Genomic DNA, 25,600 nt, shown 5'->3' with positions numbered 1-25,600 from the left:
TTGGTTTATAATTTTAATTTAGGTTCTTCTTCAAAATCCTCATCTTCCATTGCACGATTAATTAAGGATTCTGGGATAGATTTTTTTGCTTTTGCACCCATTTTTTTAAGCTTTTCTATACTGGTCACAATATTGCCTCTACCTTCTATCAATTTGTTCATTGCGCCACGATATTCACTTTTGGCATCGTCCATTTTTTTACCCACCTTCATAAGGTCACCAACAAAGCCTTCGAACTTGTCATAAAGAGCACCCGCTTGTCGGGCAATTTCAATGGCATTTCGTTGTTGTTTTTCGTTGTTCCACATACTGTCAATAGTACGTAGGGTAGCCAAAAGAGTAGAGGGCGTAACAATAATTATATTCTGTTCAAATGCTATATTGTACAATGAACTATCATGATTTATGGCAATAGCAAAAGCAGGTTCTATTGGTACGAACATCAGTACAAAATCGGGACTCTCCATTTCATAAAGGTCTTCGTACTTTTTAGCGGATAATTGGTCTACATGTCTTCGAAGAGAGTTAAAGTGGTCTTTTAAATACTTCTCTTTAAGCTCATCTTCGGCATTTACGTAACGCTCGTAATCTGTAAGGGAAACTTTAGAATCCACCACCATTTTCTTGCCATCGGGTAAGTTGATGATAACATCGGGTAGTACTCGGCTTCCGTCATCACGGGTAAAACTTTGCTGTACGGTGTATTCCCTGTCTTTTTCCAATCCCGATTTCTCCAAAACACGCTCTAATACCAACTCTCCCCAATTACCTTGCATTTTGCTGTCACCTTTTAAGGCTTTGGTCAAATTCTCAGCTTCTTGGGTAATTTTAATGTTTTGGGTCTGTAGGTTTAATAATTGTTCCTTTAAAGCTGAATGAATACTTATGTTTTCCTTTTGACTTTCTTCCACCTTCTTTTCAAAAAGCAGTATTTTTTCATTTAAAGGAGAGAGGATGTTTTTTATGTTCTTCTCGTTACGCTCTGTAAATTTTAAACTTTTTTCTTCTAAAATTTTATTTGCAAGATTTTCAAACTCTTTGGTGAATTTTTCTTGAAGGTTTTCAACTTCATCTTTCTGCTCACTGTTCTTATGCTGTAAATTTTCAATATCTGCTTGGTAGCGAACAATTTTATGGCTTAAAAGTTCTTTTTCAGATTGTAGTTGAAGTTTTTGTTTTTCACTTTCCTGTAGTCGGTCTTGAAAAACAGAAAGGTTATTATGCATTTGCTGCTCCCGCTCCTCTAACATACTTTGTCGGGATTTCGTTTTTAACAGCTGAATATAATTACCAAGAAAATAGCCAATGGCAAGGCAGAGGATTGTTATGGCTATGTAAATGTAAATTTCGTTCATGTGAATGCTACAGTGATCTTGTAAAGATACTTGATTGCAAAGTAAAGTTTAAAAGAGCTGGTCTGTTTTTAATTAACATACCCTGTCTAATTTCTGATAAATGTTAAAATAGCTATTTTTTAATCTTAAAAGAACCGGTAGTAGCATCAAAAGAAATGGTATCGGGAGGGAACAGAGAGTCAAAACTATTATTTTCAATAAGTTTACAAGGTTGGTTAAAAGCATTGGTGTCACCATCTAATATCAACATTTTGTCGCATAGTTGAATAGCAAGTTCAATTTCGTGACTGGTATATAAAATGACTTTATTAGTTTGGTGGGCAATAGATTTTAATAGTTTTAAAATTGAAACTTTATGATATAGATCTAAATGCGTTGTGGGCTCATCCAACAATATAATATCGGTATCTTGAATTAATGCACGTGCTATTAGTACCCGTTGTAGTTGCCCATCGCTTAGTTGAAAGCATTTTTTATTTAAGAAAGGTGCTAGCTCCAATAGGGCTATGCTTTTATCGATTACGGAAATGTCATTAGTACCTAATTTCCCCAACCAATTAGTGTAGGGTTGTCTACCTAATGCTAATAGCTCGTAAACCGATAAATTTTTAGAAGCGATAGGTTCTGTAAGTACCACACTTATTTTTGATGCTATTTGTTGTTCATTGTAAGTAGCTAATTCTTTGCCATCTATCCGTATGGAACCAGCAATTTTAGGTTGAAAATTTCCTAGCGTACGTAGCAATGTAGATTTACCAATTCCGTTGACCCCCACAATAGCGGCAAGCTCTCCTTTTTGTAAACTAAAAGAAATAGCTGAAGCAACCACCTTACCCTCATAGCCAATGTTGAGGTCGTTGATCAAAAGGGTGGTATGTTGAGTGTTATGGGAGATAATGTCTGTTTTAAATTAAAATATCATTTTACGTTTGCGAACCAATAGCCAAATAACTACAGGAGCTCCAAAAATACTTGTTATGGCGTTAATAGGTAAAACACTTACCGAACCGGGAATTTGAGCGATAGTATCACATAATAACATTAAAATGGCACCGCAGCAAAGCACCGCTGGAATTTGGATTTTATGATCGGTAGTATGGAATAATTGGCGTGTAACATGCGGTACCGCTAAACCTACAAAAGCAATTGGTCCTGCAAATGCGGTTATGGACCCTGCAAGTAGTCCCGTTGCTATAATAATAGTGTAGCGAGATTTTTGTAAACCAATACCTAAGCTTTTGGCATAATTCTCACCAAGTAAAAAAGCATTTAAAGGTTTAATTGATAGTATGCTAAGAAGAATCCCCAATGATGTACATAATGCAACAACCAACAACTGCCCCCAAGATAAATCGCCTAAACTGCCAAAAGACCAAAAAATATATTGCTGTAATTTTTCGGCTTTGGTAAAATAGGATAATACACTAACTATAGCCGCGGTTATACTACCGAACATAAGTCCGATAATCAATAAAGCCATAGTGTCTTTAACCTTTGCGGCAACTACTAAAACTAACGACAAAACCAAAAAACTGCCCAAACTAGATGCCAATGCTAAGGTTATATAATTAAAGGCGGATAAAGTAATTAATGAAGCACCCATAATTAATAATGCGGCACCTAAACTTGCTCCGGAACTTATACCAAGTACATAAGGTCCTGCTAATGGGTTTCTAAATAAGGTTTGCATTAGTAATCCGCTTAATGACAATCCGCCACCAACCATTATTGCCGTTAGTGCTTTTGGTAATCGGTATTCCCAAATGATATAATAGTTAGAGGAGTTTTCCGTAACAGTTCCAAATAATATTTTAAGGCTGTCAATGAATGCAATATTCACAGAGCCTAGGCAAATATTTATACAAGCACAAAGCAGCAATACCAGCAGGAGTATGGTAAAACGAATGCGATATGTAGGCAAATTTGACAATTAAAGCAGTGGTTTAAAGAAATAGGGTATATAGTTGGGTAACAGACCAGGATGTAAAATATGAATTAAATCTTTTAAAACAAGATCCGGTCTTTGTGGAGCTAATTCGTAATATAGTGTACCACCGGTTTCACCTTTAGTATTTGCGGTAGTGAACACTTTTTGTTGTTTAAAGGCATCAAACTGTGCATAATGATGACTGGCAGATTGCATTTCTTGGTAAGAACCAAATTGGGCTGGACCTATCCAGTATTCTGCATTTTGACCTTTCTCTAAAACACTTTCCCAACTTAGCGAAAGGCTTCCTTTTTCATTGGTATCTTTCCAAAGGTAATTCGCATTGGCATCACGCAGAAAATTTGCGGCCCAACTTTTGCCGCTGGGCAAATACCATACATCTTTATACATTGCGCCACTAATTACAGTTGGTTTTTTCTCCGCTTTAGAAGCTAATTTCTTGGCTTCAAGATATGCCTTCTCGATACGGTTAAAAATGATGTCCGCTTCTTCGGATTTATTGAAAAACGGAGCGAAAAACTTTATCCATTCCGCCTTTCCTAACGGAGTTTCTTCTACCCATTCACCATTGTATACCACAGGTATGTTGGCACGTTGAATGGTTTTGTATGTATTATTGCCATTATTGATTGAAAATCCAAAAATAAGGTCTGGTCGTAATGCTAGAACAGCTTCGGTATTTAAATCTTCATTGACTCCAAGCTCTTTAATTTGTCCTGATGCTATTCGTTTTCTTGCCGCTTTTGAAGATATATATTTCGTGTCAGGAAAACCGATAAGCCGATTTAAAACACCTAATTCCTCCAAAGCGGGAATGTGGGTCGTTGAGGTGACGACAACCTTTTCTACCGGTGTAGAGATAATGGCATCGTACTTATTTTTGTCTAAAGTTATGTTTGCTTGAATATCTTTTGGGATCAAAGCGTAGCTATAAGTAGTTTCAGCATTTGCCCAGGGTGTCAGTACATTAATAACCGTAATTCCATTAGCTTTTTTTACAATACTAAAACCATTTGCATATTGTATATGCACATTGCTGGTAGTAGTTTGTTTGTGAATTGCATTTTTTTCTTTTTGCTTGCATCCGCATAAAAAGAGAATGGAGGTACTAAAAAGTAATCGTTTAAGCATGGTGGGTTTACATCTAGTTTTCAAATGTAGTATTATAAAAGTTTACTTAGAAAGATTAAACTAAATGTTTACTTTCGCCGTGAATTTTGGTTTTCATTGCCTTGGTAATGAAATTAAAAGGGAATCCGGTGAAAATCCGGAACTGTTCCCGCAACTGTAAGTTTATTTCAAACGATTTTATTGGCGAATAGAATCTGTTGGTTACTTCTTTTAGAAGGTGCTATTTACTGCAAAGCCACTTTGTGATCCAAACCGGTTTGGATATCATGGGAAGGCAAAATAGTATTAAACAAGTCAGGAGACCTGCCTGGTTCAAACAAACAATGTTAAACTTTCGGGATAAAAGTTTGCGTATGGGTACAGACATACTACGCTCCCGTTTATGAATTTAAACGAATGAAAAATTATTTTTTGTGGCCAACGGTCACTGTATTATTATGTGCAAAAGTAGGAGCACAGCAAGAGCAAGATTCTACTAAAACGCTACAATTAGATGAAGTAGTCGTAAGTGATTCGCGTTTTGAATTAAAGCGTGAAAATTCTGGAAAAACAGTGATTTCAATTTCTCAAGAAGAATTGAAACAAAATCAAGGTCGTTCAGTAGCTGAAATCATCAATACCAAAAGCGGAATTGAAATTAACGGATCCAGAAGTTTTGCCGGTCAAAATCTTTCTACGTTTGTAAGAGGTGGTAACAACCGCCAAGTTTTGGTAATTATCGATGGTATTCAGGTATCTGACCCTTCAGGAACCAGTGCAGAATATGACCTTCGTTTATTGAATACAGATCAAATTGAACAAATAGAAATTTTAAAAGGTGCAGCAAGTACATTATACGGTAATGCAGCGGCAACCGCAGTAATAAATATTACAACAAAGAAAGCTAAAAAAGAAGGTCTAGCCTTGGATGTTATCTCTAGCTATGGTACAAACCAGACCGAAGCAGATCAGAATTATAATATTTCCGATATTTCGAATACGGTGAATTTGACCGCTAAATACGGAAAATTATCTATTTTGGCTTCCGGAGGACATCAAAACACAGATGGTTTATCAGCTGCTATAGGAACGGAATCAGATGAAGTTTCTAGAATAGATGGTAATTTTAAAGTGGGATATCAATTTTCTGAACGCTTAGATGTTAACGTATCTGCTTTTTATAATAAATTGAATAGCGATTACGATAATGGATTTCCGATAGAAGATGCAGATATCTACTTTACCAGTGAACAGTCAAGATTTGGTTTAAGTTCTGCATATAAGTATGAAAACGGAAGTATTAATGTAAATACGGCATTTAATCAAATTACGAGGGCTTTTGAATCTAGTTTTCCTGCTAGTTATGATTCACAATCATATGTGTTGGATGTTTTTAATAAATACACCTTTACAGAATACATTCATACGATAATAGGTGTAAATTATATAGATTATAAAACTTTGTTTTTTGAAGATTATAATTCAAATACGGTTGACCCTTATATAAATGCGGTCTATGTAGGTAAGCAGGGCATAAATGTAAATGCAGGTCTGCGATTAAACAACCATAGTGAATATGGCTCTAATTTTATCTATAATATAAATCCGTCTTACAGAATTAACATCAATAGTGGATACCTGAAGTTTATGGGTAGTTATGCTACATCCTACATTGCACCAAACTTATCGCAATTATACGGACCATTTGGTGCCAATCCAGAATTGGATCCAGAGGAAGATAGCACGATAGAGGGTGGTTTGGAGTTTAAATTATCTGATACTTTTATAATCAATGCTATTTACTTTAATAGAAAAGAAGACGACCGTATAGAATATGTAACTATTGATCCGGTTACTTTTGAAAGCCAGTACAGAAATGCAGCCGAAACGGCACATTTTGAAGGAGTAGAAGTAGGGGTGCGGTCAGAACTGGCAAAAGGACTATCTTTTGATGCCAACTATACGTATACAAATTCTAAAGAAGGTTTGGCTTTAAGGGTGCCTAAGAGTAAAATCAATGCAACTTTAGGTTATGTAATAAAGGATAAAACTTATGTAGGATTGGCATATCAATTTGTATCGGATAGAACGGATACTGATTTTGCTACCTTTTCAGAAGTGACCTTAGATAGTTTTAGCCTAGCAAATTTGCAATTGAAACATGAGTTTTGCAGTACCTTATCGGCATTTTTAGCAGTCGATAATTTATTGAACGAAGAATATACAGAATTGGTTTCTTATACCACCAGGGGCAGAAATGTACGCTTAGGGTTTACCTTGAGTTTATAATAAAAAAAGGGACAGCGAATTCGCTGTCCCTTTTTAAATTGTTTGATTCCTCAATTTTAGAATTCTAAATTGTAGACCGTATCGTCAACCATTTTATCGCTCATTAAACTATACTCTTTAGAACTGCTAATAATTTCTACGGGATAATTTACCGTAAAGTCGCGTTTACCGTTAGCACCAGTAATAACCTCTATGGCTTTTGCTAATAAAGGCTCGTTTTCTTCACCGATAATACCAAGGTTGCTATAATCTTCTTTCAACTCATAATCTGGCTGTAAACCGCTTGTAAAGTCATAAAAACCATCTGCGTTTTCATTTCTACCAATTAAAGGTTGTATTGCCCATTGGTTGTCTGGGTTAATATTATTAACTCTTGAAGGTGTATATAAATATGAATTTTCCCGGTCATCTACCAAAGTAGTGGAGAATTCATTTTTACCCCTGGTAACGTCACCAATCTGTATAACATCGATATAAGGTTCAAGACTATTGATCAATAACTCACTAGCTGATGCGGAACTGGCTGAGGTAATCACGTATAATTTATCGAAGCCAAGAGAATTAATTGTTTCCCCGTCAATCTCATCGGCAAAATACACTTCTAATTGACTATCTGTAAATTGCTCTTGTAACTTATCATTATATCTCTTTCTAAGAAATAGATCGGAAGTGTTTGTACCATAGATCATGCTGGCCAATAACCTAGTAGTATTTACAGAGCCACCAGGGTTGTAGCGTAAATCCATAATTAAATTGGTGATTCCTGCAGCTTTTAAATCTTGAACGGCAGCGTAAAGGTCGGCGTCATATTCATTGGTGAATTGGTTATACATAATATAGCCAATGTTCTCACCGCTAATGGTAAAAGATTTGGATAGAAACACAGGGTTTTCAGCAAGTCCTTCCTCTTTAGTTAACGTTACCTCTTCTTCGTTAGGCACAATGTTTCCGTTTTCAAAATCTGCCATGTTCAATGTATACGTATCGTTCTCACCAAAAAGTAAATCGATATAATTATCAATAGTCAACGTTTGTCCGTCAACACCGGTAAACAAATCTCCACGTTGAATATCAACTGTACTTGCATTTGAATTCGGAACAATATAACGTACAAACCCAAAAATTTCATCACTATCTTGAAATTGAACAAGACCAAATTCCAATCCGTTACTTTTAGAAATACCGGCCAATGAATTGGTAAGTTCACGGTAGTCTTCATTATAGAAGCTAAATCGATCTTCAATATACTGTAATTTATTATCAAAAAAAGACGCAGGGTCATCTTCAGAGTCAAGAAATGCGGTATAATCGGCACTGCCTTCTTCGGTATTAGCAAAGCGATCATCTGCCAGGTCATCAACATTAGCTTGCCAGAAATACCAAAAGTTCATTGCTTTCCACATGAAATCTTGTACTTCTACATCTGCCGATCCATCTGGATCAACCGTATTTGGCAACGATAGATCATCGTCTTTGGAGCAGGATGAGATAATAAACATTGATATTAAAACAAAAAGGTATTTATTAAAAGTGTGTTTCATGTTCAAAATTTAACAATTGTATAAAGCAATTTGTGTGTATCGACATTTAAATTATTATTTCTTAATATCATAATTGCTAACTTCTCTAAAAGGCTTAAGCCTATTTGAGCTTGAAATTGTATGAATTTTTAAATTTTCAGGTGTATCTATATGTAAGGACTTCCCCGTGACGCCAGTAATTTTTTCAATTGCGAGGTCCAATAATGGTTCTCCTTGCTCCCCAAGTTGTCCTAAATTACCTAATGATTCAGCTAATAGGAAGTCAGGTTGAAGTCCGTTAGTAAATTCTCCAAAACCATCGGCGTTAACATTGGTTCCTACCAAAGGTTGTAATGCATATTTATGATTTGGATTCGAATCCTCAACAGTGGTAAATTGACCTCCTAAAACGATGAATGGTATTGGCGATGGACTTTCACCTTCTGCAAAGATTGCTTGTTGGGTAGTATTGTCTACTAAAGTCACAGAGAATTCATTTTTACCTCTTGTAACATCACCTATATGAACAACGTCTATATATGGTGTCAAACTATTAATTACCAATTCGCTAGCAGATGCACTATCGTCTGTAGCAATTATATAAACTGAATTTAAGCCAAGGCTATTTATAGGGGCACCGTCTATATCAGATACGAAAGTATTTTCAAAACCGAAAACAGATTGCCATTTTGAATTCCATTGCTCTCTAGCAAAAAGTTCTCCATCAAACTGTCCGGTAATCATACTAGATAATCTAGTGGCTGATTGTACAGAACCACCTAAATTATATCTTAAATCAAGAACAAGTTCTGTAACACCTGCACTTTTTAAGTCAGAAAAGGCAGTATTTAATTGTTCATCAAAATTACTAGTAAAGCTATTGTACATTAAATAACCAATTTTAGTACCATTAACTTCTAAGACTTTAGAAATAAGAATAGGGTTTTCTGTTATTTCTTCTTTCACTAATTCGATATTAACATCGTTGGGAACAACACCTTCAGCAGTTAGGTCGGCAAAATTTAAGGTAAAAGTATCAGGATTTAATAAGTCAAGATTACTACTTGTTATATTGCCATCAACATCTGTTTGTGCAAAAAGTTCGGTTCCATTAACCGCATAAAATATATCACCTCGATTTATATCTTTTGTTGAAGCATCAGAATTATTAATAACATACCTAACAACACCTACCACTTTATCACCTCCCTCAGGAGGTCTAGTTAAAACAAATTCTAATCCGTTGGTTTTGAATACACCCGAAAAAGAATTAAAAAGTATATCATAATCATCCACTATTGCACTAAACCTATCTTTTGGAGACTCTAAAGTTCTAAATAATGAAACTGGTGTTGCAAAACCATTTAAAAATTCGTAATAATCGTTTTGAGAGGCAAATCGGTCATCGCTTAGTTCTACAACTTCATCTTGCCATAGATACCAACTATTCATAGCACTCCAGATAAAATCATTTATTTCATTTTCTAGTTCTATTACAACCGGGATATCTTCTTCTTCGGTAGATTTTACAACATCTTCAATTATGGGGTCGTCATCGTTTTTATTACATGAGATAACAATGAACCCAAGACAAAGGAGGGACAAGAAAAATTTTTTCATAGTAATTTTTAATTTTAATAAAGGTATACTGCTTTAACGAATTTATGAACTATCATAAACTATACCGAAAAAGACATTTTAGTAAGTACGTATATAATTAGTAATAGGATGTTAAATTTACTTACAAGTCAAAGAAATAAAAATTAATTGTAACAAAAATCGTTCAGTGTCGTCTTCTTTTTGTAAACCGATAAGAAAGGTTACAGACAGCCAAACCAAAATGAAACAAACAGAGTTTTTAAATACTGTATTACCGTTTAAGGATAAATTGTTCCGCATGGCCAAAAGGTTATTGGTATCTACGGAAGAAGCTGAAGATGCAACGCAGGAGATTTTAATTAAGTTGTGGTCCAAGAAGAATATGATGGACAGTTATAATAATGTAGAGGCATTTGCCATGACCATGACCAAGAATTTTTGTTTGGACCGTTTGAAGTCTAAACAAGCCGGAAATTTAAAATTGGTGCATAGTAATTACACAGATTCTAGTACCTCTTTACAAGGTCAATTAGAGGCAAAAGATAGTATTGATTGGGTAGAACGGATAATGGCAGAATTACCTGAACAGCAGAAAATGGTATTACAACTACGAGATGTAGAACAATATGAATATGATGAAATAGAAAAATTACTGGATATGAAACCTACGGCCATACGGGTAGCTTTGTCCAGGGCAAGAAAAACCGTAAGGGAAAAATTAATGGAAAAGCATAATTATGGAATTGCATAACATAGAAAAATTAATAGAAAAGTATTTTGAAGCTACCACCACGGTTGCCGAAGAAGAAACACTTAGAAAGTACTTTACAGAGGGTAACGTTGCTCCACATTTAGAACAGCATGCACCTTTGTTCAATTACTTTACAAAAGCAAAAGAAGAACGCTTTACAAAGCAGGTACCATTAAAACCTAGAAAAAATTATTTGAAATGGGCATCCGTTGCTGCGATAGCAATCTTTATGGTAGGTCTTTATTTTTATCAACCTACACCACCTCCTGTTACTTTGGCAGATGAGTATACACCAGAGGAAATTGAATCTGCAAAAGAGGCTTTGGCCTTATTGGCAATGAATTTTAATAAAGGTACAGAACAACTGAACCATTTAGAAGAATTTGAAAAAACAACGAATAAATTTTTAACGAAAAATAATTAAAATGAAAAAGATACTAGTATTAGCACTTTTAGTGTTAGCTCCGGTAATTAGCACTGCCCAAGATATTTTTGAAAAATATGAGGATAATGATAAGGTAACCTTTGTTGCCATGCAACCAAAAATGTTTCAGATGTTGGGTAAAATGAGTGTTAGTTCAGATGATCCAGAAGCAAAAGAATTTTTTGAGCTAGTGAATTCAATTACCAGCTTTAAGGTAATTACCACTGAAGATGCGGCCATCTCAAAAGATGTAGATAGTTGGGTTACCAATAGGCTAAAGAGTTCTGCTTTTGAAGAATTGATGAGAGTAAGAGACGGTAGCTCTAATGTAAAGTTCTATGTAAAAGAAGGTAAAGACAGTGATCATGTAAAAGAACTTTTAATGTTCGTTACCGGCTTAAAGGATATGGATATAGATGTCAATGGTAAAAAATTGGAAACTGTTCTATTGTCCTTAACAGGGGACATCAATTTAAGGTCGGTATCAAAGTTGACCGACAAAATGGATCTGCCAGGTGGTGACCAATTAGGAAAAGCGGCCCAAAAGGGAAATTAAAGTAAAATAAGCGTGTCGGTGATTAAAACGGCACGCTTACCATAAAAAAGAATAATTCATCAATCGCCAGAACCTCAATAGGGGAAGGTATTTAAAATCAACAATCATGAGAAAAGTAGCAGTAGTATTTTTAATGGCAATTTTACCCGCAATGGGTTTTTCACAATCTGTATTCGATAAATATGAAGATATGGATAATGTTGGGTCTGTAATAGTAAATAAGGGAATGATAGACCTTGTTTCTAAAATAGGTAGTATTAGCGACGATCCAGAGGCGCAAGAGTTTATGGAAATAGCTAGCGGATTAAAAAATGTAAAGGTATTTATGACGGAGGATAGTTCGGTATCTGCAGATATGTCTTCTACCGTTAAGAAATACTTGAAGTCTTCTAAGTTAGAAGAGTTGATGCGCGTAAAAGATAAAGATGTAAACGTGAAATTTTATGTTAGGGATGGTAAAAAGAAAGATCACGTATCAGAGTTATTAATGTTCGTTAGCGGTTTGGAAAATGTTGAAGTGGGGCATAAAGGCAGAAAACTTGAAACTGTTCTAGTTAGCCTTACGGGCGATATAGATTTGAATAAAATAGGGACATTGACCAGTAAAATGGATTTACCCAAAGATTTGAACAAAGCATCGGGAAAATAATATATTAAAAAATAAAGATCTTCCATGATAATGGAAGATCTTTTTGTAAAAAAGCAGAATATGAAAAACTTATATTGGATGACGGTCATGTTCATTACATTGGTCATATCATCATGTTCATCAGAACAAAGTTTACAAGAGTATTATATAGCAAACGCAGAGAATCCTAATTTTATGTCGTTTGATTTGCCTTCAAGCCTATTAAATTTAGATCAGGCAGAATTAAGTGCAGCTGAAAAAGAAGCTGCGTCGTCGGTAAAGAAACTGAATATATTGGCATTTCCTAAAAAACCTGAAAACGAAGCTGATTATTTAGTTCAAAAAAACACGATTAAATCCATTCTCAAAGGATCGGATTATAGTGAACTTATGAAAATGAATACTCCGTATGGCAAAGCGACCTTACAATTAAAGGAAGATGGTGACACCATTGATGAAGTTATTATCTATGGAGATAACGATGAAAAAGGACTCGTTTTGGTTCGTGTATTAGGGGATGATATGAACCCGGCAAGTTTTGTAAAACTCATACAGGCAATGGAAAAATCTAATTTTGATGGTAAAGGACTCGAAGAACTTGGCGATTTAATTAAAAGTTAAGTATATATTTTATTTGTCTTAAATACAGCCCGTTACAGTAATGTAACGGGTTTTTTATTTGCCCTTCGTGTGCTTTAACATTATTTTTAATGTGACCATTTAAGAATATTGGTGTCATAATAAATGAGAACAATTAAATAACAACCTAACAAACATTAAAAAAATGAAAGACGCAGAAATTTGGATGGATAAAGGAATTGATTTTATAGTACTCTATGGTCCAAAAATTATTGGAGCTATAATTATTTATATTATTGGTTCATGGATTATAAAAAAATTAATAAATGTTGCTAATAAGGGTATGACCAAGCAACAATACGATGAGTCGCTGAAAAGGTTTTTGTTGAATTTAGCAAAATGGGCACTTACAGTATTTCTTATTTTAACGGTCGTATCTACATTAGGTGTTGAGACTACAAGTTTTGCTGCGGTGATTGCAGCAGCCGGTTTGGCAATTGGTCTGGCATTACAGGGTTCACTGTCCAATTTCGCGGGTGGTGTATTATTGATCATTTTTAAGCCTTATAAAATTGGAGATTTAATTGAAGCGCAAGGTGTACTTGGCAGTGTAAAGGAAATTGAGATTTTTACGACTAAATTGGTTACACCAGAGAACAAGTTGGCAATAGTACCTAATGGTGCAATGGCAAATGGAAACATCGTTAATTATACTGCTGAAGGTAAAATTAGGGTAGATACTACAGTTGGTGTAGATTACGGATCTGATTTACAGAAAACAAAAGAAGTATTGTTGGCAATGTTAAAGTCAAATCCACAAGTATTACAAGATCCTGCTCCATCAGTTAACGTATCTGAATTGGCAGATAGTTCGGTGAATTTAGCTGTGCGTCCTTTCTGTAAGCCAGAAGATTATTGGGATGTTTACTTCGCAACTATTGAGGGAACTAAGAAAGCTCTAGATAGTGCAGGTATTGAAATTCCTTACCCACATGAAGTTCAAATAAATAAATAAAATAAATAATTTAGTCTAGTTAGTTAATAAAAAGCCCGTTGAACTTGCTCAACGGGTTTTTTTATAAATGAGTTTTTAAAGCTCTGAGGATTTTCTCGAAATTTAAGACAAAAATTTACGATGGTATCTTCGCCTAACCACAAAGAGCTCTATTCTTTAACAATCTGTAAATTATTTTTTGCGAAGTCCAAAGTTCTAATTGGGAACGGAATGTTTATATCGCGTTCATCAAAGTGTTTCTTGATAATTTTAATGGCTTTATGTCTTGCAGCATGTTCTTGTTTTACGTTAACACAATCTGCCCAAAAACGCACCATAAAGTTTATGGAACTGTCACCGAACTCGGTAAAAAAGAATTCTACATCTTCACCATCATTTTGCTTAAAATTATCGGCAATAACTTTTACCGTTAAATCTTCTACCATTTGAAGGTCACTTTCATAGCCTACACCACAGTTAACAAATATTCTATTTCTGTTGTTCATAGAGTAATTGGTAAAAGAACTATCTATAAACTTTGAATTAGGTATAACAACCACATTGTTGTCCGGCTTTTTAATTATGATGTTTCTTAAACTAATCTCCGTTACAAAGCCAGAAACACCATCAGCTGTTATAAAGTCGTTTATTTTTAGCTGTGGCATAAATGAAAGTATGAGTCCGCCAAAGGTATTGCTCAATGTGCCTTGCAAAGCTAAACCAATGGCAAGACCTACAACCCCGGCACCTGCTAAAATGCTGGTTAATACTTTATCTAGGTCCAAAACGCCAAGGGCTATAAAAAATCCTATTAAAATAATGGATACAAATACCACCTTTGCGATTATTTCTTGAATGGATACTTGAGATATTTTTCTTAAAATAGTTCTTTTAAGCAATTTGCGTATTCCTCTTGCCAGAAAATAAAATAGAAACATCACCAATATCGCCATAGCCAAATTTGGTAATTTTAAGATGATCGATTCAAGCCAACCATCTAATTTATCCCATAGATTACTTACGGATTCTTCAACTGAGAAATTTGTTTGCATACAATTTTAGATTTGTGTTCAAATGGAATATATATGATAAGAAGCACATTCTAAAATGCATATCGCCCTAAACGGGCGATATGAAGTATATGGACTAAAGAAAATTTTTAATGCATTAAAACAACCTTAAATTCCGGTATAATTACTAGGTGAAATTTGCTTTAATTCGTTTTTGATGTCATCTGAAACTTCTAAAGTATCTATAAAGTTGGCTATTGAATCCTTGTTAATCTTTTCATTGGTACGTGTAAGACCTTTTAGCGCTTCATAAGGGTTTGGGTAACTTTCACGTCTTAATATCGTTTGGATAGCCTCTGCTACAACTGCCCAATTATTCTCTAAATCTTGTTCAAATTTCTCTTTATTCAAAAGTAATTTGTTCAAGCCTTTTAAGGTAGATTGAAAAGCGATAAGTGTATGGGCAAAAGGTACGCCTACATTTCTAAGAACAGTACTATCGGTTAAATCTCTTTGTAATCTAGAAACCGGAAGCTTAGCTGCCAAGTGTTCAAAAAGGGCATTGGCAATACCAAGGTTTCCTTCAGAATTTTCAAAATCTATAGGGTTTACTTTATGTGGCATGGCAGATGAACCCACTTCGCCTGCTTTAATTTTTTGTTTGAAATAGTCCATGGAAACATAGGTCCAAAAATCGCGATCTAAATCTAAAATAATGGTGTTTATACGTTTTAAGGTATCGAACAAGGCAGCCATATGATCATAATGCTCTATTTGGGTGGTAGGAAACGAATGTTGAAGACCTAATTTCTCTTGTACGAATTTTTGACCAAATGCTTTCCAATCAATGGCAGGATATGCTACTAAATGTGCATTAAAATTACCAGTAGCACCTCCAAATTTGGCAGCACTTGGTATATCGTTCAGCAAATTAAACTGCTCTTTTAAACGGGTAACAAAAACCATAATTTCTTTTCCTAAGCGAGTAGGGGAGGCAGGTTGACCATGTGTTCTTGCAAGCATTGGTATATCTGACCATTCTTTGGTCAATTTTTCCAATTTTTCAAGTACTTCTAAATATTGAGGAACATATACATTGTTCATAGCTTCCTTAATGGAAAGAGGAATAGCTGTGTTGTTAATGTCTTGTGAAGTTAATCCAAAATGTATAAATTCCTTAAATTCTGAAATGTTCAAAGCATCGAATGCCTTTTTTATAAAGTATTCAACAGCTTTTACATCGTGATTAGTTGTTCTCTCAATTTCTTTAATTTCTTGGGCATCGGCAGTAGAAAAATCTGTGTATATTTTTCGTAGTGTTTCAAACTTCGATGAGTCAAAAGAAGAAAGTTGTGGTAATGGAATTTCGCATAAAGCAATAAAATACTCTATTTCAACTCTTACCCTATATTTTATCAACGCTTCTTCTGAAAAGTAAGCTGATAATGAATTGGTTTTTGAACTATAACGGCCGTCAATTGGAGATATGGCACTTAATGCATTGAGAGACATAAACAATGGTTAAATTAATAAGGGGCAAATATACCTATTCGAGTTAAAGTTTAAAACGATATACAGTAATAGTTATGGAGTTAATTACATCATTTTTTTAAGTTGATAAATTAATTTTTGCTTGGTTGTCTTTTTTCAAGAATTTTAAGTGTTCGTTTTGCTCTGGCCTTATATGCTGAGCTACCAGTTTCATAATTTTGTTTTAAAATCTGCATTAATTCTGGGTGGATCCAACTTATACTATTTCCTAACCACAGTAGAATGGTCATAGAATAAGCTTTTGGCGCAACTTTGTGTTCACCTATCAACCAATCAAAAGCAACTTCTGTAATTGTATTTAGTTGAGCGTTGGTCAATTTATGATTATGGGAAAGTTTGTTATTTGAAAACTCGTTTAAAACCAATAATTCACAAATTTTTGCTGCTGGTCTTATTGATGATTCTAAAGAGATAGATGAAAGTGCATCTACAAAAGTATTTATATGTGATAAAATAGGTTGTAAATCTTTATTGGCCACATATTCTAAAATCCAGCTTGCTTTGCAGGATACCGGATTTATGTCGTCTTTGATAATATCTATAAGAATAGGAATCAATTTTTGGTCGGCTTCTATAATAGAAGCCATTTTACTGCGTTTTTTCCTTAAAGCTGTGACGTAATTCAGTGCTTCACAAAGCTCTAGCTTATTCATAAAATTGTATCTTTATTCCTTATTTCCCCCACAAATGAAATTACTTAAAAAAATTAGCCTAGTTGTTTTGGTCGTTTTTATTGCCATGCAATTTTTTAGTCCTACAAAAAATGTTTCTCCAGGTAATCATGTCAAAGTTTTCATCACAGAAACGAATCCTACACCAGAACTTAAAAGTCTATTTGAAAATTCGTGTTACGATTGCCATAGTAATAATACAAAATATCCATGGTATAATAATATAGCACCAATATCGTATTGGATGGCAAACCATGTAAATGAGGGTAAAGAGCACTTAAATTTTTCTGAATGGGATACCTATTCCCTAGATAAGAAAGATCATCTGCTAGAAGAGATCGAAGAGGAGGTAGTTGAAGGTAAAATGCCATTGACTGAATATACCTATACCCATGGAGATGCAAAACTTTCAGAAAACCAGATGAACGATTTGGTAGAATGGGTAAAGCAAACAAGAATTATCTATCAATTAGGGAAGCAACCAAAGTAGGTACCCCAATTACTGCATTTTCTGAAATAACGGTTAAATTTCTTCGTTCATCGCTAGAAATTGCTGGTTTAGGGTCAACAAAGTAAATTGGCGTATCTGCACTAACGAAATCAATTAAACTAGCTGCTGGGTAAACCTGCATTGATGTACCGATTATTATTAAACAATCTGCATTTTCAGTAATTTTTATTGCGTTTTCTAACATAGGTACAGCCTCACCAAACCATACAATGTGTGGTCTAAGTTGATATCCGTTGACGCAAGTATCGCCCAGTAAAATATCTTTTCGGCATTCAAAAATTTCATTTTCAGTATTAACGCTTCTCGCTTTTAATAGTTCGCCATGTAAATGAAGCACATTTGAACTTCCACCTCGTTCATGAAGGTCATCTACATTTTGCGTAACGATATCTACGTTAAAATAAGTCTCTAATTCTGCGAGTGCTTTATGTGCGGCATTGGGTTCAACGGTAAGTAACTGCCTTCTTCGTTGATTATAGAACTTTAGAACTAATTCAGGATTTTTTTGAAAACCTTCTGGAGTGGCAACTTCCATAACATCATGTCCTTCCCATAAACCATTAGAATCTCTAAAGGTTTTCAATCCGCTTTCGGCTGAAATTCCTGCACCGGTTAAAACAACTATATTTTTCATGGCTACTAAAATAAAGCTTAAAAATATACTTTTCTTATCTTGGTTGCATGATAGATATGGAGCTTTTAAACTATTTAGAAGGGTTTATTTCAGAAAATAGAAAAGAAAGATTTACAGAAATTTTAAGTCAGCGAACCAATTATATTACAGTAGCTGTTGAAGATGTATATCAAATGCATAATACAAGTGCCGTGGTTAGAAGTTGTGAGTCTTTTGGGGTGCAAACGGCACATTTAATAGAGGGTAAGTACGGTAAGCGCTTAGATGAAGAGATTGCCATGGGTGCCCAAAAATGGGTAGATATAGAAAGATATCAAAATTCAGAAACGGCCATAGATACTTTAAGGAATAATGGGTATAAGATAGTGGCCACGAGTCCGCACGCAGATAGCTCGCTCTTACAAGATTTTAAATTAGACGGTAAAACCGCCTTGTTTTTTGGTACCGAGAAAAAAGGCTTGAGCGAATATGTGTTAGATAACTCCGATGCTTTTTTAAAAATACCAATGGTAGGTTTTACCGAGAGTTTAAACATATCTGTATCCGCTGCTATCATTCTTCAGCAGTTGACTACGCAATTGAAAACTTCAAATATAGATTGGAAGTTAACTGAAACAGAAATGCTGGAAAGGCGATTAGACTGGACGCAAAAGTCAATAAAGAGTATTGATGATATTTTGGAGCGTTATAAGTCTGATAATTAAAAAAATGTTAACTTGTTAATCAACAACTAATTAAAAAGATTATGTATACGGCATTAATTATTCTTGGGGTAGTATTGGTGTTGATAGTTTTACTGGCTTTAATTGCGCCAAAAACATATCACGTTTCTAGAAGTATCACATTAAATCATAGCCCGGCTAAGGTTTGGCCTCATTTAAAATTTCTCAAGAAACAGCAAGAATGGTCGCCATGGTCAAGAAAAGACCCTAATATGGAACTTACTTTTACCGGTGTTGATGGTGAGGTCGGCGCTGTTAGCCATTGGAACGGAAATAAAGATGTGGGTGAAGGTGAGCAAGAAATTACAATAATTGTGGAAGGTGAACGCATTGAACAGGATTTAAGGTTTTTTAAGCCATATAAATCCCAGTCGGACTGTTATATGAATCTAGATACAGTAGATGAAAATAAAAGTAAGGTAACTTGGGGTTTTTCAGGAAAGAATAAGTTTCCGATGAGTATAATGATGTTGTTCATGTCTATGGATAAAATGGTTGGTAAGGATTTTGAGCAGGGATTAGAGAATTTAAAACATAACTTAAACAATGAGATATGATAGCATGGTTTGAAATCCCCGTAACGAATATGGAAAGAGCTCAAAAATTTTACGAAGCTATTTTTGATGTTACCATTACGGTAAATCAATTTGGTGAATTTGTAATGGGCTTATTCCCAGATAAACAAAGTGTTGGGCAGTCTAGCGGAGCATTGGTAGTACATGAAGAATATAAACCTAGTATGACCCATGGAGCTATGGTTTATTTTGGATGTGAAGATGTTGCCAACGTGTTGAATAAAGTTGAAACAGCTGGAGGACAGATCTTACAGCCCAAAACCGAAATAGGCGAGGGGCACGGATTTATGGGTTTGCTAAAAGATACTGAAGGCAATAGAATTGCTTTGCATTCCAACACATAAAAAAGGTTAGTTCAACAGCTCTAAAAGTGCTACCTCATTTTCATTGTCAAGAATTACTTTATTGTTTTCTACTGTTACTTCGGTTTCCGAATAACGGTCATAAAGTTTTGTTCCATCACCAAAAATACCTTTAACCGATATGGTCTTTTTTCCTTTTGCAAGGTCTAAACCTATTACGACTTTATCTACATATTCATCTTTGGAGAAATATCTGCTAAACACGTACGGAGTTTTGGTGATCCTTTTATGTTTGCCTGCACCTATAGCAGGATGGTCGTTTCTAAATGTTCCAAGTTTTTGCCAATGAGATAAAATTTCTTTTGTTTTTGGTAAACTATCCAACTCTTCCCAATTCATGAATGAGCGTAAGGTGGCATCGCCTTCGGTACCTTCAATAATTAAGCTACGTGCAGTTTCATCACCATAATATATTTGAGATGCCCCTGGGGTAAGCAATAATATATTGGCAGCTTTTTTGGGGTTCTCCCTTGCTTGGTCAAAAGGTTGACCGTCATCATGAGACGTTAAATAGTTTAAGACACTCTTTTCTTTAAATGTAGTATGTAATAGTTTGCTGTATTTGCTAAAAATAGATTCATAGTCTTTTTCGGCATCGGTCTTTAGCTCGAAGTTGATAAGACTTTTGAATCCGTTGTCAAAATAGTTTACTTTTTTATCGCCCAGGTCAAATTCTTGTCCGCCCGAAATACCATAATTATACACTTCACCGACCATATAAAAAGGCTTGTTGTCCAATACTTTATTAGCATTTTTATTTTTCCAAAGTTCAAAAGCCGCTGAAGCTTCTTTATATAATTCAGCCCATGCATTTTCATTGGCATGTTTTACCGTATCGACCCTAAAACCATCTACGCCATATTTATGAACATAATCGGTTAGCCATTTAATAATATAAAAACGAGGAGCTCTAGGGTAACCGGTTCTATCAAAGAACAACTCTAGCTCATCTAGCTCTTCACTTAATCTACCTTCTTCTTTCCATTTTGCCATTAAAGCATCGGGTAGGTTTACCGCAGCATCAGATTCCGTTAGAATATCCGGTAAATTGTTCACCAAGGTACAAGCGGTCGTATTTTCGTAGGTAGTGAATTCGCAAGTAGGCGAGGTGCGTACCCATTCTTCAGGCCACACAGGATCTTCATCGGTAACCGGACCGGTGTGGTTTAAAACCACATCCAATAAAATACGTATTCCGTTTTTATGTGCTGTGTCAATTAATGTTTCCAAGTCCTTATCCGTTCCAAAATTTGGGTCAAGTGCAGTCCAGTCTTTAGCCCAGTATCCATGATAACCGTATGTGTTTCCGGTACCTTCATCGGTAGCACCATGAATTTGTTCAACCACAGGGGTAAACCATATGGCATTTACACCTAGGTCTGTAAAATAGCCTTCTTTTATTTTTTGGGTAATTCCTTGAATATCACCTCCTAAAAAACCTCGAAGCTTCCCTGTTTCCTCATCACGCTCAAAGTTGATATCGTTGTTAGGGTTGCCATTATTAAATCGGTCGGTTAAAAGAAAATAAACCGTAGCAGCTTCCCATTGAAAATTGGGGTTCTTCTTAGTATATTCTACTTGTTCTTGGGTATCGGCATTAGTTTTTACTTCTTGCTTAGAATTTGATCGGCAAGAAATTAAGATAATAGTGAATAGCCCTAGAAAGAATACGTTTTTCATTTTCCTGTTATTTGCTTTAAAGCTATAACAAGGATTTCGTATTAAAAAATATTATTTCTTTCTGTTGAGAACTTTATATTCCTCATAACAACTACTAATGGCATCAAGTATTTGAAGATCATTGGCCGTAGTGATAAACGATTTGGAATAATTGCAATTGTTAAGAATGTCTTGAATATCCACTTTTTCCAATTGTAGAAATTCGGTCAACGTTTCTCGGTCAAATTTAGAGGCAAGAAGGTTACGAATGTCGTCATCTTCTCGCATTTGCCTAAGCTTACGCATTTGTGCAGGTTTTTTTCCAAAGAGGTTTCGAAGTAAATCGGCAGGATTTAAAATCGCACCCAATACCTTTGTTACGGCACTTGGGTTTTTGTTACCACCTTCATAACTTACGCCTAAACCAGATATGCTGTACTGGTATGCATTGTTTATAGGAAGGTTCTTTACGTCGATTTCTAAATAGCCCGTTAGTTGATAAGGTCTAACTATAACTTCTTCTAAGGCATATGCAAGCTCGGTCAACGCAATTTCGGTACCTTCAAATTTGAACATATCGTTGGTAACCCTAATTTTTTGGGATTTAAAACCAAGAAAGGAAAAGTATAAAGTATCGTTAACCGCAGCAGTAATGGAAAATTCACCATTTTCATTGGTTATAGTACCAAAAACCTGATTTAGGTTTACTACGTGTACACTTTCAAGAGGTTCGTCAGTTTGAGCATTTTTTACAACAGCATTTAGGCGTTGACCTTCTTCCGTTTCTTGTGAGAAACCCAAAAATGATAGAAAAATAAGTGCAAGCGATAAATAATATTTCATTGTACTAATGCGTAATTTAGTTGCAAACAAAATAAAAAAAATACGCCGAAGCGTATTTTTAATATACAATTAACTAAAAGAAATCTCCTTTTCTTTTGTTGCTTCGTCGTTTTCCGGAGTTTGGAGCACTAGATTCGCTTCTGTCTCTTCTGCGTCCTTTAGACTGTGAACCACCATCTCTTCTTCCTTTTCCGCCGCCTTCATCCCTGCGACCGTTTCTTTTGCCTCTGAAGCCGCCACCACCGCTTCTGCGACGACTACCACCGCCACCGCCAGGGTTTTTAGAAACTTCTACATTTACGAAACGTCCGTCAACCTTAAAGTCGGTGAACTTATCTAGAATTTGTTGTGTAACCTCTGCCTCGGTATTAAAGAAAGAAAAACTCTCTTTAACATCTACTTTGAATACGTCTTCTTGACCTAGACCTACAGTATCTCTAATGAAGTCTTTTAAAGACATCCAATCATAACCGTCTCTTTCACCAACGTTTACAAAGTATCTTACCGAACCACTAGTTGGTATTTCAGCTTTTCCATTGTCACGGTCTCTACCGCTATCAGAAGAATTTAGATCTTTTGACTTGTTGTAATAGTTAAAGAATCTTGTAAACTCAACTGAGACAATTTTTTTAATCAACTCTTCTCTATCAATACCTTCAAGAACATCGTTAATAGCAGGTAAATAAGCATCTACCTCTTCGTTGACTTTCGTGTCCTTTATCTTATTGGCTAAGTGATATAGTTGGATCTCACAAATTTCCATTCCCGTAGGAATTTTTTTGGATAGGAATTTTTGATTGATCTTATTTTCAATTGCTCTGATCTTACGTTGCTCACTTCGAGTAACGATTACCATAGAAATACCGGATTTTCCGGCTCTACCCGTTCTACCGCTACGGTGGGTATACGTTTCTATTTCATCTGGTAACTGATAGTTGATTACGTGTGTAATATCATCTACATCAATACCACGCGCAGCAACATCTGTTGCTACAAGCATTTGAATTTGCTTCTTACGGAAAGAGTTCATGACCAAATCACGTTGGTTCTGACTTAAATCTCCGTGTAATGCACCGGCATTGTAACCGTCTTCAATTAATTTTTCGGCTACTTTTTGTGTATCACGTTTTGTTCTACAGAAAACAACTGAAAATATATCTGGATTGGTATCTGCTAATCTCTTAAGGGCAGGATAACGATCTCTACCACCAACAACATAATATTCATGTTGTACGGTAGATGCACCGGAATTTTTAGCACCCACTGTAATTTCTTGAGGTGAATGCATAAATTTCTTAGCGATCGTAGCGACCTCTCTTGGCATTGTAGCCGAGAACAACCAAGTTGATTTATCATTAGGCGTACCAGAAAGAATATCTTTGATATCTTCCATAAAGCCCATGTTCAACATTTCATCAGCTTCATCAAGTACACAGTAGTCAATTTTGGAAATGTCAACAAGACGTCTGCTGATCATATCTTTCATTCTACCAGGTGTAGCTACAATAATTTGAGCTCCTCGCTTTATCTGTCTTGCTTGCTCCGTTATGCTGGCACCACCGTAAATGGCAACAACATTAATATTGCGTTCGTATTTTGAATACGCTTGCATTTCTTTTGTGATCTGTAAGCAAAGCTCACGAGTAGGTGATAATATCAAACCTTGTGTGGTTCTACTATCACTATCGATTTTTTGAATTAATGGAAAACCGAATGCGGCTGTTTTACCAGTACCAGTTTGCGCTAAGGCAACTAGGTCGGTTTCACTCTCCAATAAAATAGGAATTGCTTTTTCTTGTACTTCTGATGGGGTTTCGAAACCCATATCAGTAATAGCATCTAATAAGGACTTCTGTAGTCCCAGTGCTTCAAACTTTGTCATAAATATGTTATACTAAATCGCAAATATGAATGTTGCATAGAGCGATTATCGTATATAACCTATTTAGACTCAGCGCAACACATGCTATACCAGCGGCGTTAATTAAGCGGCAAAGGTACTGCTAATATTTGAATCGGTATAATTTAATTAAAAAGTAATATTTATGGTGCCAGCGTATAGCCATATATAGATAAGAATGTACCGGTTGTACCAAAGATGATCATTAGTATAATTAGTCCTTTTTGTAGCGCCGGACTATCATAAATGATGATACATACTGCACCTAAAACAATACAGATTTGATAGAATAGCAGGGCATAATCGAATTTTTTGGTAGCGTAGTCATAGGTTTGCGTTAGTTTTTCCCATTCCTTTACTCCGGTAATGTTCCCTAACTCCCCTTCAATGTCCTGCACCCAATTTTCTTCGCCAACTTGCGAAGAGCCTAATAGAATTTCTGTTTTTTCAGAATCATATTTTGCTATCTTTTTTTCAACCTCGGTAATTTTCTGTTCAATTGCAGGGGTTTTGTCACCAGATACAATTCCGCTTTCAATTAAAGCGTGTAAATAGTCTAGTTCACTTTCTTTCAAACTCTCTTTAATACTTTTAGATTGGTACCAACTAGAATAACTCACTACATTGTTGTGAGCAATCATCATTTCTTCTTCTAGCTCTCCGTTTACCATTTGAGATATGGCCATTAGTGCGGCAAATAAGGCAATAAGAACACCGCCAATAGCTTCTGCCCGTTCAGATGCGACTGATACCTCTACCGTCTCCTTATTGTTTTTACCTTGTAACATGAATAGTATTTAAATATGCAATCAATTTTTTAAATGCCTGTGCTCTATGGCTTATTTCGTTTTTAATGGATAATGGTAATTCGGCAAATGTTTCTTTATAACCATTGGGTTGAAATATGGGGTCGTAACCAAAACCATTTTTACCTCGTTTACTTTCTGTGATTACCCCTTCAATTTTCCCTTCAAATATATGGGTTTCGCCATTTAAGTTCAATACAATTACGGTTTTAAAGTGAGCCGAACGGTCGCTTTTATTTTTTAAATTGACCAGTAATTTGTTCATGTTTGCATTAGAATCATTGTGTTCACCAGCATAACGTGCGGAGTATACACCGGGTTCGCCGTTGAGGGCGTTTACAAGAAGCCCCGTGTCATCTGCAAAACAAGATAGATTGTAATTGTTGGTTACAAAATCCGCTTTAATTTTTGCATTACCTTCTAATGTCTGTGCGGTTTCTGGTATATCAGTAGAACAACCAATAGTATCAAGGTTTATAAGTTCAATTTGGTCTGTGACCATTTGTTGAACTTCTTTTAATTTATTGGGATTGTGGGTGGCAAAAACAAGCTTCATGGGAACAATTTGGAATCTGGTTTGTCAATTTACACTTTCAAAAGTAC

General features: G+C 35.3%; 26 protein-coding genes and 1 riboswitch. Of the genes, 11 read left to right on the top strand and 15 right to left on the bottom strand.

Annotated elements, in window-relative coordinates; all coding sequences use genetic code 11:
• Nucleotides 1-5: 5 nt before the first annotated feature.
• From DCS95_RS02915 to DCS95_RS02900, 4 genes are all read right to left on the bottom strand, one after another.
• Nucleotides 6-1,355: a DNA recombination protein RmuC gene (locus DCS95_RS02915; RefSeq protein WP_116769330.1), complete on the bottom strand. Its 1,350-nt coding sequence runs from the start codon at nucleotides 1,353-1,355 to the stop codon at nucleotides 6-8.
• 112 nt (nucleotides 1,356-1,467) lie between these two features.
• Nucleotides 1,468-2,220 (bottom strand): ABC transporter ATP-binding protein, encoded by a 753-nt coding sequence (locus tag DCS95_RS02910; protein WP_244178362.1) that lies wholly within the window; start codon nucleotides 2,218-2,220, stop codon nucleotides 1,468-1,470.
• A 45-nt stretch (nucleotides 2,221-2,265) separates the two neighbouring features.
• Complete coding sequence (locus DCS95_RS02905; RefSeq protein ID WP_116769328.1) at nucleotides 2,266-3,285, bottom strand: FecCD family ABC transporter permease; 1,020 nt, start codon at nucleotides 3,283-3,285, stop codon at nucleotides 2,266-2,268.
• A complete protein-coding gene (locus DCS95_RS02900) occupies nucleotides 3,286-4,434 on the bottom strand; it encodes an ABC transporter substrate-binding protein (protein WP_116769327.1) in 1,149 nt (382 codons plus the stop codon).
• A gap of 70 nt (nucleotides 4,435-4,504) precedes the next feature.
• A riboswitch (cobalamin riboswitch) is annotated at nucleotides 4,505-4,759 on the top strand.
• Between the two features lie 71 nt (nucleotides 4,760-4,830).
• On the opposite strand from DCS95_RS02900, the gene DCS95_RS02895 reads away from it, so the two are divergent.
• The gene (locus DCS95_RS02895) at nucleotides 4,831-6,702 is read left to right on the top strand and encodes a TonB-dependent receptor plug domain-containing protein (RefSeq protein WP_116769326.1); all 1,872 of its coding nucleotides are present in this window, start codon (nucleotides 4,831-4,833) and stop codon (nucleotides 6,700-6,702) included.
• Between the two features lie 56 nt (nucleotides 6,703-6,758).
• Here DCS95_RS02895 and DCS95_RS02890 read toward each other — a convergent pair whose 3' ends face one another.
• Nucleotides 6,759-8,243: a S41 family peptidase gene (locus DCS95_RS02890; protein ID WP_116769325.1), complete on the bottom strand. Its 1,485-nt coding sequence runs from the start codon at nucleotides 8,241-8,243 to the stop codon at nucleotides 6,759-6,761.
• A 54-nt stretch (nucleotides 8,244-8,297) separates the two neighbouring features.
• Nucleotides 8,298-9,842, bottom strand: coding sequence for a S41 family peptidase (locus tag DCS95_RS02885; RefSeq protein ID WP_116769324.1), 1,545 nt, complete (start codon nucleotides 9,840-9,842; stop codon nucleotides 8,298-8,300).
• A gap of 220 nt (nucleotides 9,843-10,062) precedes the next feature.
• Between DCS95_RS02885 and DCS95_RS02880 the strand changes: the two genes are divergently transcribed.
• From DCS95_RS02880 to DCS95_RS02855, 6 genes are all read left to right on the top strand, one after another.
• Complete coding sequence (locus DCS95_RS02880; protein WP_116769323.1) at nucleotides 10,063-10,572, top strand: RNA polymerase sigma factor; 510 nt, start codon at nucleotides 10,063-10,065, stop codon at nucleotides 10,570-10,572.
• Nucleotides 10,559-10,996: a hypothetical protein gene (locus DCS95_RS02875; RefSeq protein WP_116769322.1), complete on the top strand. Its 438-nt coding sequence runs from the start codon at nucleotides 10,559-10,561 to the stop codon at nucleotides 10,994-10,996. The genes DCS95_RS02880 and DCS95_RS02875 overlap by 14 nt, the downstream gene beginning before the upstream one ends.
• Before the next feature lies 1 nt (nucleotide 10,997).
• Nucleotides 10,998-11,552, top strand: coding sequence for a DUF4252 domain-containing protein (locus tag DCS95_RS02870; RefSeq protein ID WP_116769321.1), 555 nt, complete (start codon nucleotides 10,998-11,000; stop codon nucleotides 11,550-11,552).
• 106 nt (nucleotides 11,553-11,658) lie between these two features.
• Nucleotides 11,659-12,201: a DUF4252 domain-containing protein gene (locus DCS95_RS02865; RefSeq protein ID WP_116769320.1), complete on the top strand. Its 543-nt coding sequence runs from the start codon at nucleotides 11,659-11,661 to the stop codon at nucleotides 12,199-12,201.
• A 60-nt stretch (nucleotides 12,202-12,261) separates the two neighbouring features.
• On the top strand, nucleotides 12,262-12,801 hold the full coding sequence (locus DCS95_RS02860) for a DUF4252 domain-containing protein (RefSeq protein WP_116770131.1): 540 nt from the start codon (nucleotides 12,262-12,264) through the stop codon (nucleotides 12,799-12,801).
• Between the two features lie 163 nt (nucleotides 12,802-12,964).
• Nucleotides 12,965-13,774: a mechanosensitive ion channel family protein gene (locus DCS95_RS02855; protein ID WP_116769319.1), complete on the top strand. Its 810-nt coding sequence runs from the start codon at nucleotides 12,965-12,967 to the stop codon at nucleotides 13,772-13,774.
• A gap of 149 nt (nucleotides 13,775-13,923) precedes the next feature.
• On the opposite strand, the gene DCS95_RS02850 is transcribed toward DCS95_RS02855, so the two are convergent.
• The 3 genes from DCS95_RS02850 to DCS95_RS02840 all read right to left on the bottom strand — a co-directional run bounded on the left by DCS95_RS02850 (nucleotide 13,924) and on the right by DCS95_RS02840 (nucleotide 16,967).
• On the bottom strand, nucleotides 13,924-14,805 hold the full coding sequence (locus DCS95_RS02850; protein ID WP_116769318.1) for a mechanosensitive ion channel family protein: 882 nt from the start codon (nucleotides 14,803-14,805) through the stop codon (nucleotides 13,924-13,926).
• A gap of 126 nt (nucleotides 14,806-14,931) precedes the next feature.
• The gene (gene purB, locus DCS95_RS02845; RefSeq protein WP_116769317.1) at nucleotides 14,932-16,275 is read right to left on the bottom strand and encodes an adenylosuccinate lyase; all 1,344 of its coding nucleotides are present in this window, start codon (nucleotides 16,273-16,275) and stop codon (nucleotides 14,932-14,934) included.
• A gap of 110 nt (nucleotides 16,276-16,385) precedes the next feature.
• Nucleotides 16,386-16,967: an adenylosuccinate lyase gene (locus DCS95_RS02840; protein WP_116769316.1), complete on the bottom strand. Its 582-nt coding sequence runs from the start codon at nucleotides 16,965-16,967 to the stop codon at nucleotides 16,386-16,388.
• 34 nt (nucleotides 16,968-17,001) lie between these two features.
• Here DCS95_RS02840 and DCS95_RS02835 point away from each other — a divergent pair, with 34 nt between their 5' ends.
• Nucleotides 17,002-17,475 (top strand): heme-binding domain-containing protein, encoded by a 474-nt coding sequence (locus DCS95_RS02835; protein WP_116769315.1) that lies wholly within the window; start codon nucleotides 17,002-17,004, stop codon nucleotides 17,473-17,475.
• On the opposite strand, the gene DCS95_RS02830 is transcribed toward DCS95_RS02835, so the two are convergent.
• On the bottom strand, nucleotides 17,444-18,130 hold the full coding sequence (locus tag DCS95_RS02830; protein WP_116769314.1) for an SIR2 family NAD-dependent protein deacylase: 687 nt from the start codon (nucleotides 18,128-18,130) through the stop codon (nucleotides 17,444-17,446). The two genes, DCS95_RS02835 and DCS95_RS02830, sit on opposite strands and share 32 nt — an antisense overlap.
• Before the next feature lie 47 nt (nucleotides 18,131-18,177).
• On the opposite strand from DCS95_RS02830, the gene DCS95_RS02825 reads away from it, so the two are divergent.
• From DCS95_RS02825 to DCS95_RS02815, 3 genes are read left to right on the top strand one after another with little or no spacing between them, the layout of a single operon-like run.
• Nucleotides 18,178-18,834 (top strand): TrmH family RNA methyltransferase, encoded by a 657-nt coding sequence (locus tag DCS95_RS02825; protein ID WP_116769313.1) that lies wholly within the window; start codon nucleotides 18,178-18,180, stop codon nucleotides 18,832-18,834.
• A 41-nt stretch (nucleotides 18,835-18,875) separates the two neighbouring features.
• Nucleotides 18,876-19,409, top strand: coding sequence for an SRPBCC family protein (locus DCS95_RS02820; protein WP_116769312.1), 534 nt, complete (start codon nucleotides 18,876-18,878; stop codon nucleotides 19,407-19,409).
• Nucleotides 19,406-19,771 (top strand): VOC family protein, encoded by a 366-nt coding sequence (locus DCS95_RS02815; RefSeq protein ID WP_116769311.1) that lies wholly within the window; start codon nucleotides 19,406-19,408, stop codon nucleotides 19,769-19,771. Before DCS95_RS02820 ends, DCS95_RS02815 begins: the two co-directional genes overlap by 4 nt.
• A 6-nt stretch (nucleotides 19,772-19,777) precedes the next feature.
• Here DCS95_RS02815 and DCS95_RS02810 read toward each other — a convergent pair whose 3' ends face one another.
• The 5 genes from DCS95_RS02810 to DCS95_RS02790 form a co-directional block, all read right to left on the bottom strand.
• The gene (locus DCS95_RS02810) at nucleotides 19,778-21,469 is read right to left on the bottom strand and encodes an alpha-amylase family glycosyl hydrolase (protein WP_116769310.1); all 1,692 of its coding nucleotides are present in this window, start codon (nucleotides 21,467-21,469) and stop codon (nucleotides 19,778-19,780) included.
• A 51-nt stretch (nucleotides 21,470-21,520) separates the two neighbouring features.
• The gene (locus DCS95_RS02805; RefSeq protein ID WP_116769309.1) at nucleotides 21,521-22,291 is read right to left on the bottom strand and encodes a carboxypeptidase-like regulatory domain-containing protein; all 771 of its coding nucleotides are present in this window, start codon (nucleotides 22,289-22,291) and stop codon (nucleotides 21,521-21,523) included.
• A 73-nt stretch (nucleotides 22,292-22,364) separates the two neighbouring features.
• A complete protein-coding gene (locus tag DCS95_RS02800) occupies nucleotides 22,365-24,173 on the bottom strand; it encodes a DEAD/DEAH box helicase (RefSeq protein WP_116769308.1) in 1,809 nt (602 codons plus the stop codon).
• Between the two features lie 161 nt (nucleotides 24,174-24,334).
• Complete coding sequence (locus tag DCS95_RS02795) at nucleotides 24,335-24,979, bottom strand: DUF4337 domain-containing protein (RefSeq protein ID WP_116769307.1); 645 nt, start codon at nucleotides 24,977-24,979, stop codon at nucleotides 24,335-24,337.
• Nucleotides 24,966-25,553 carry a non-canonical purine NTP diphosphatase gene (locus tag DCS95_RS02790; protein ID WP_116769306.1) on the bottom strand — a complete coding sequence of 196 codons (588 nt, stop codon included), beginning with the start codon at nucleotides 25,551-25,553 and terminating at the stop codon, nucleotides 24,966-24,968. Before DCS95_RS02790 ends, DCS95_RS02795 begins: the two co-directional genes overlap by 14 nt.
• Nucleotides 25,554-25,600: the final 47 nt, after the last annotated feature.

This window comes from Maribacter litoralis (assembly GCF_003075045.1).
Lineage (GTDB): Bacteria > Bacteroidota > Bacteroidia > Flavobacteriales > Flavobacteriaceae > Maribacter > Maribacter litoralis.
Note: the sequence above shows the minus strand (reverse complement) of the source record. Positions and strands in the feature narration are given on the sequence as shown.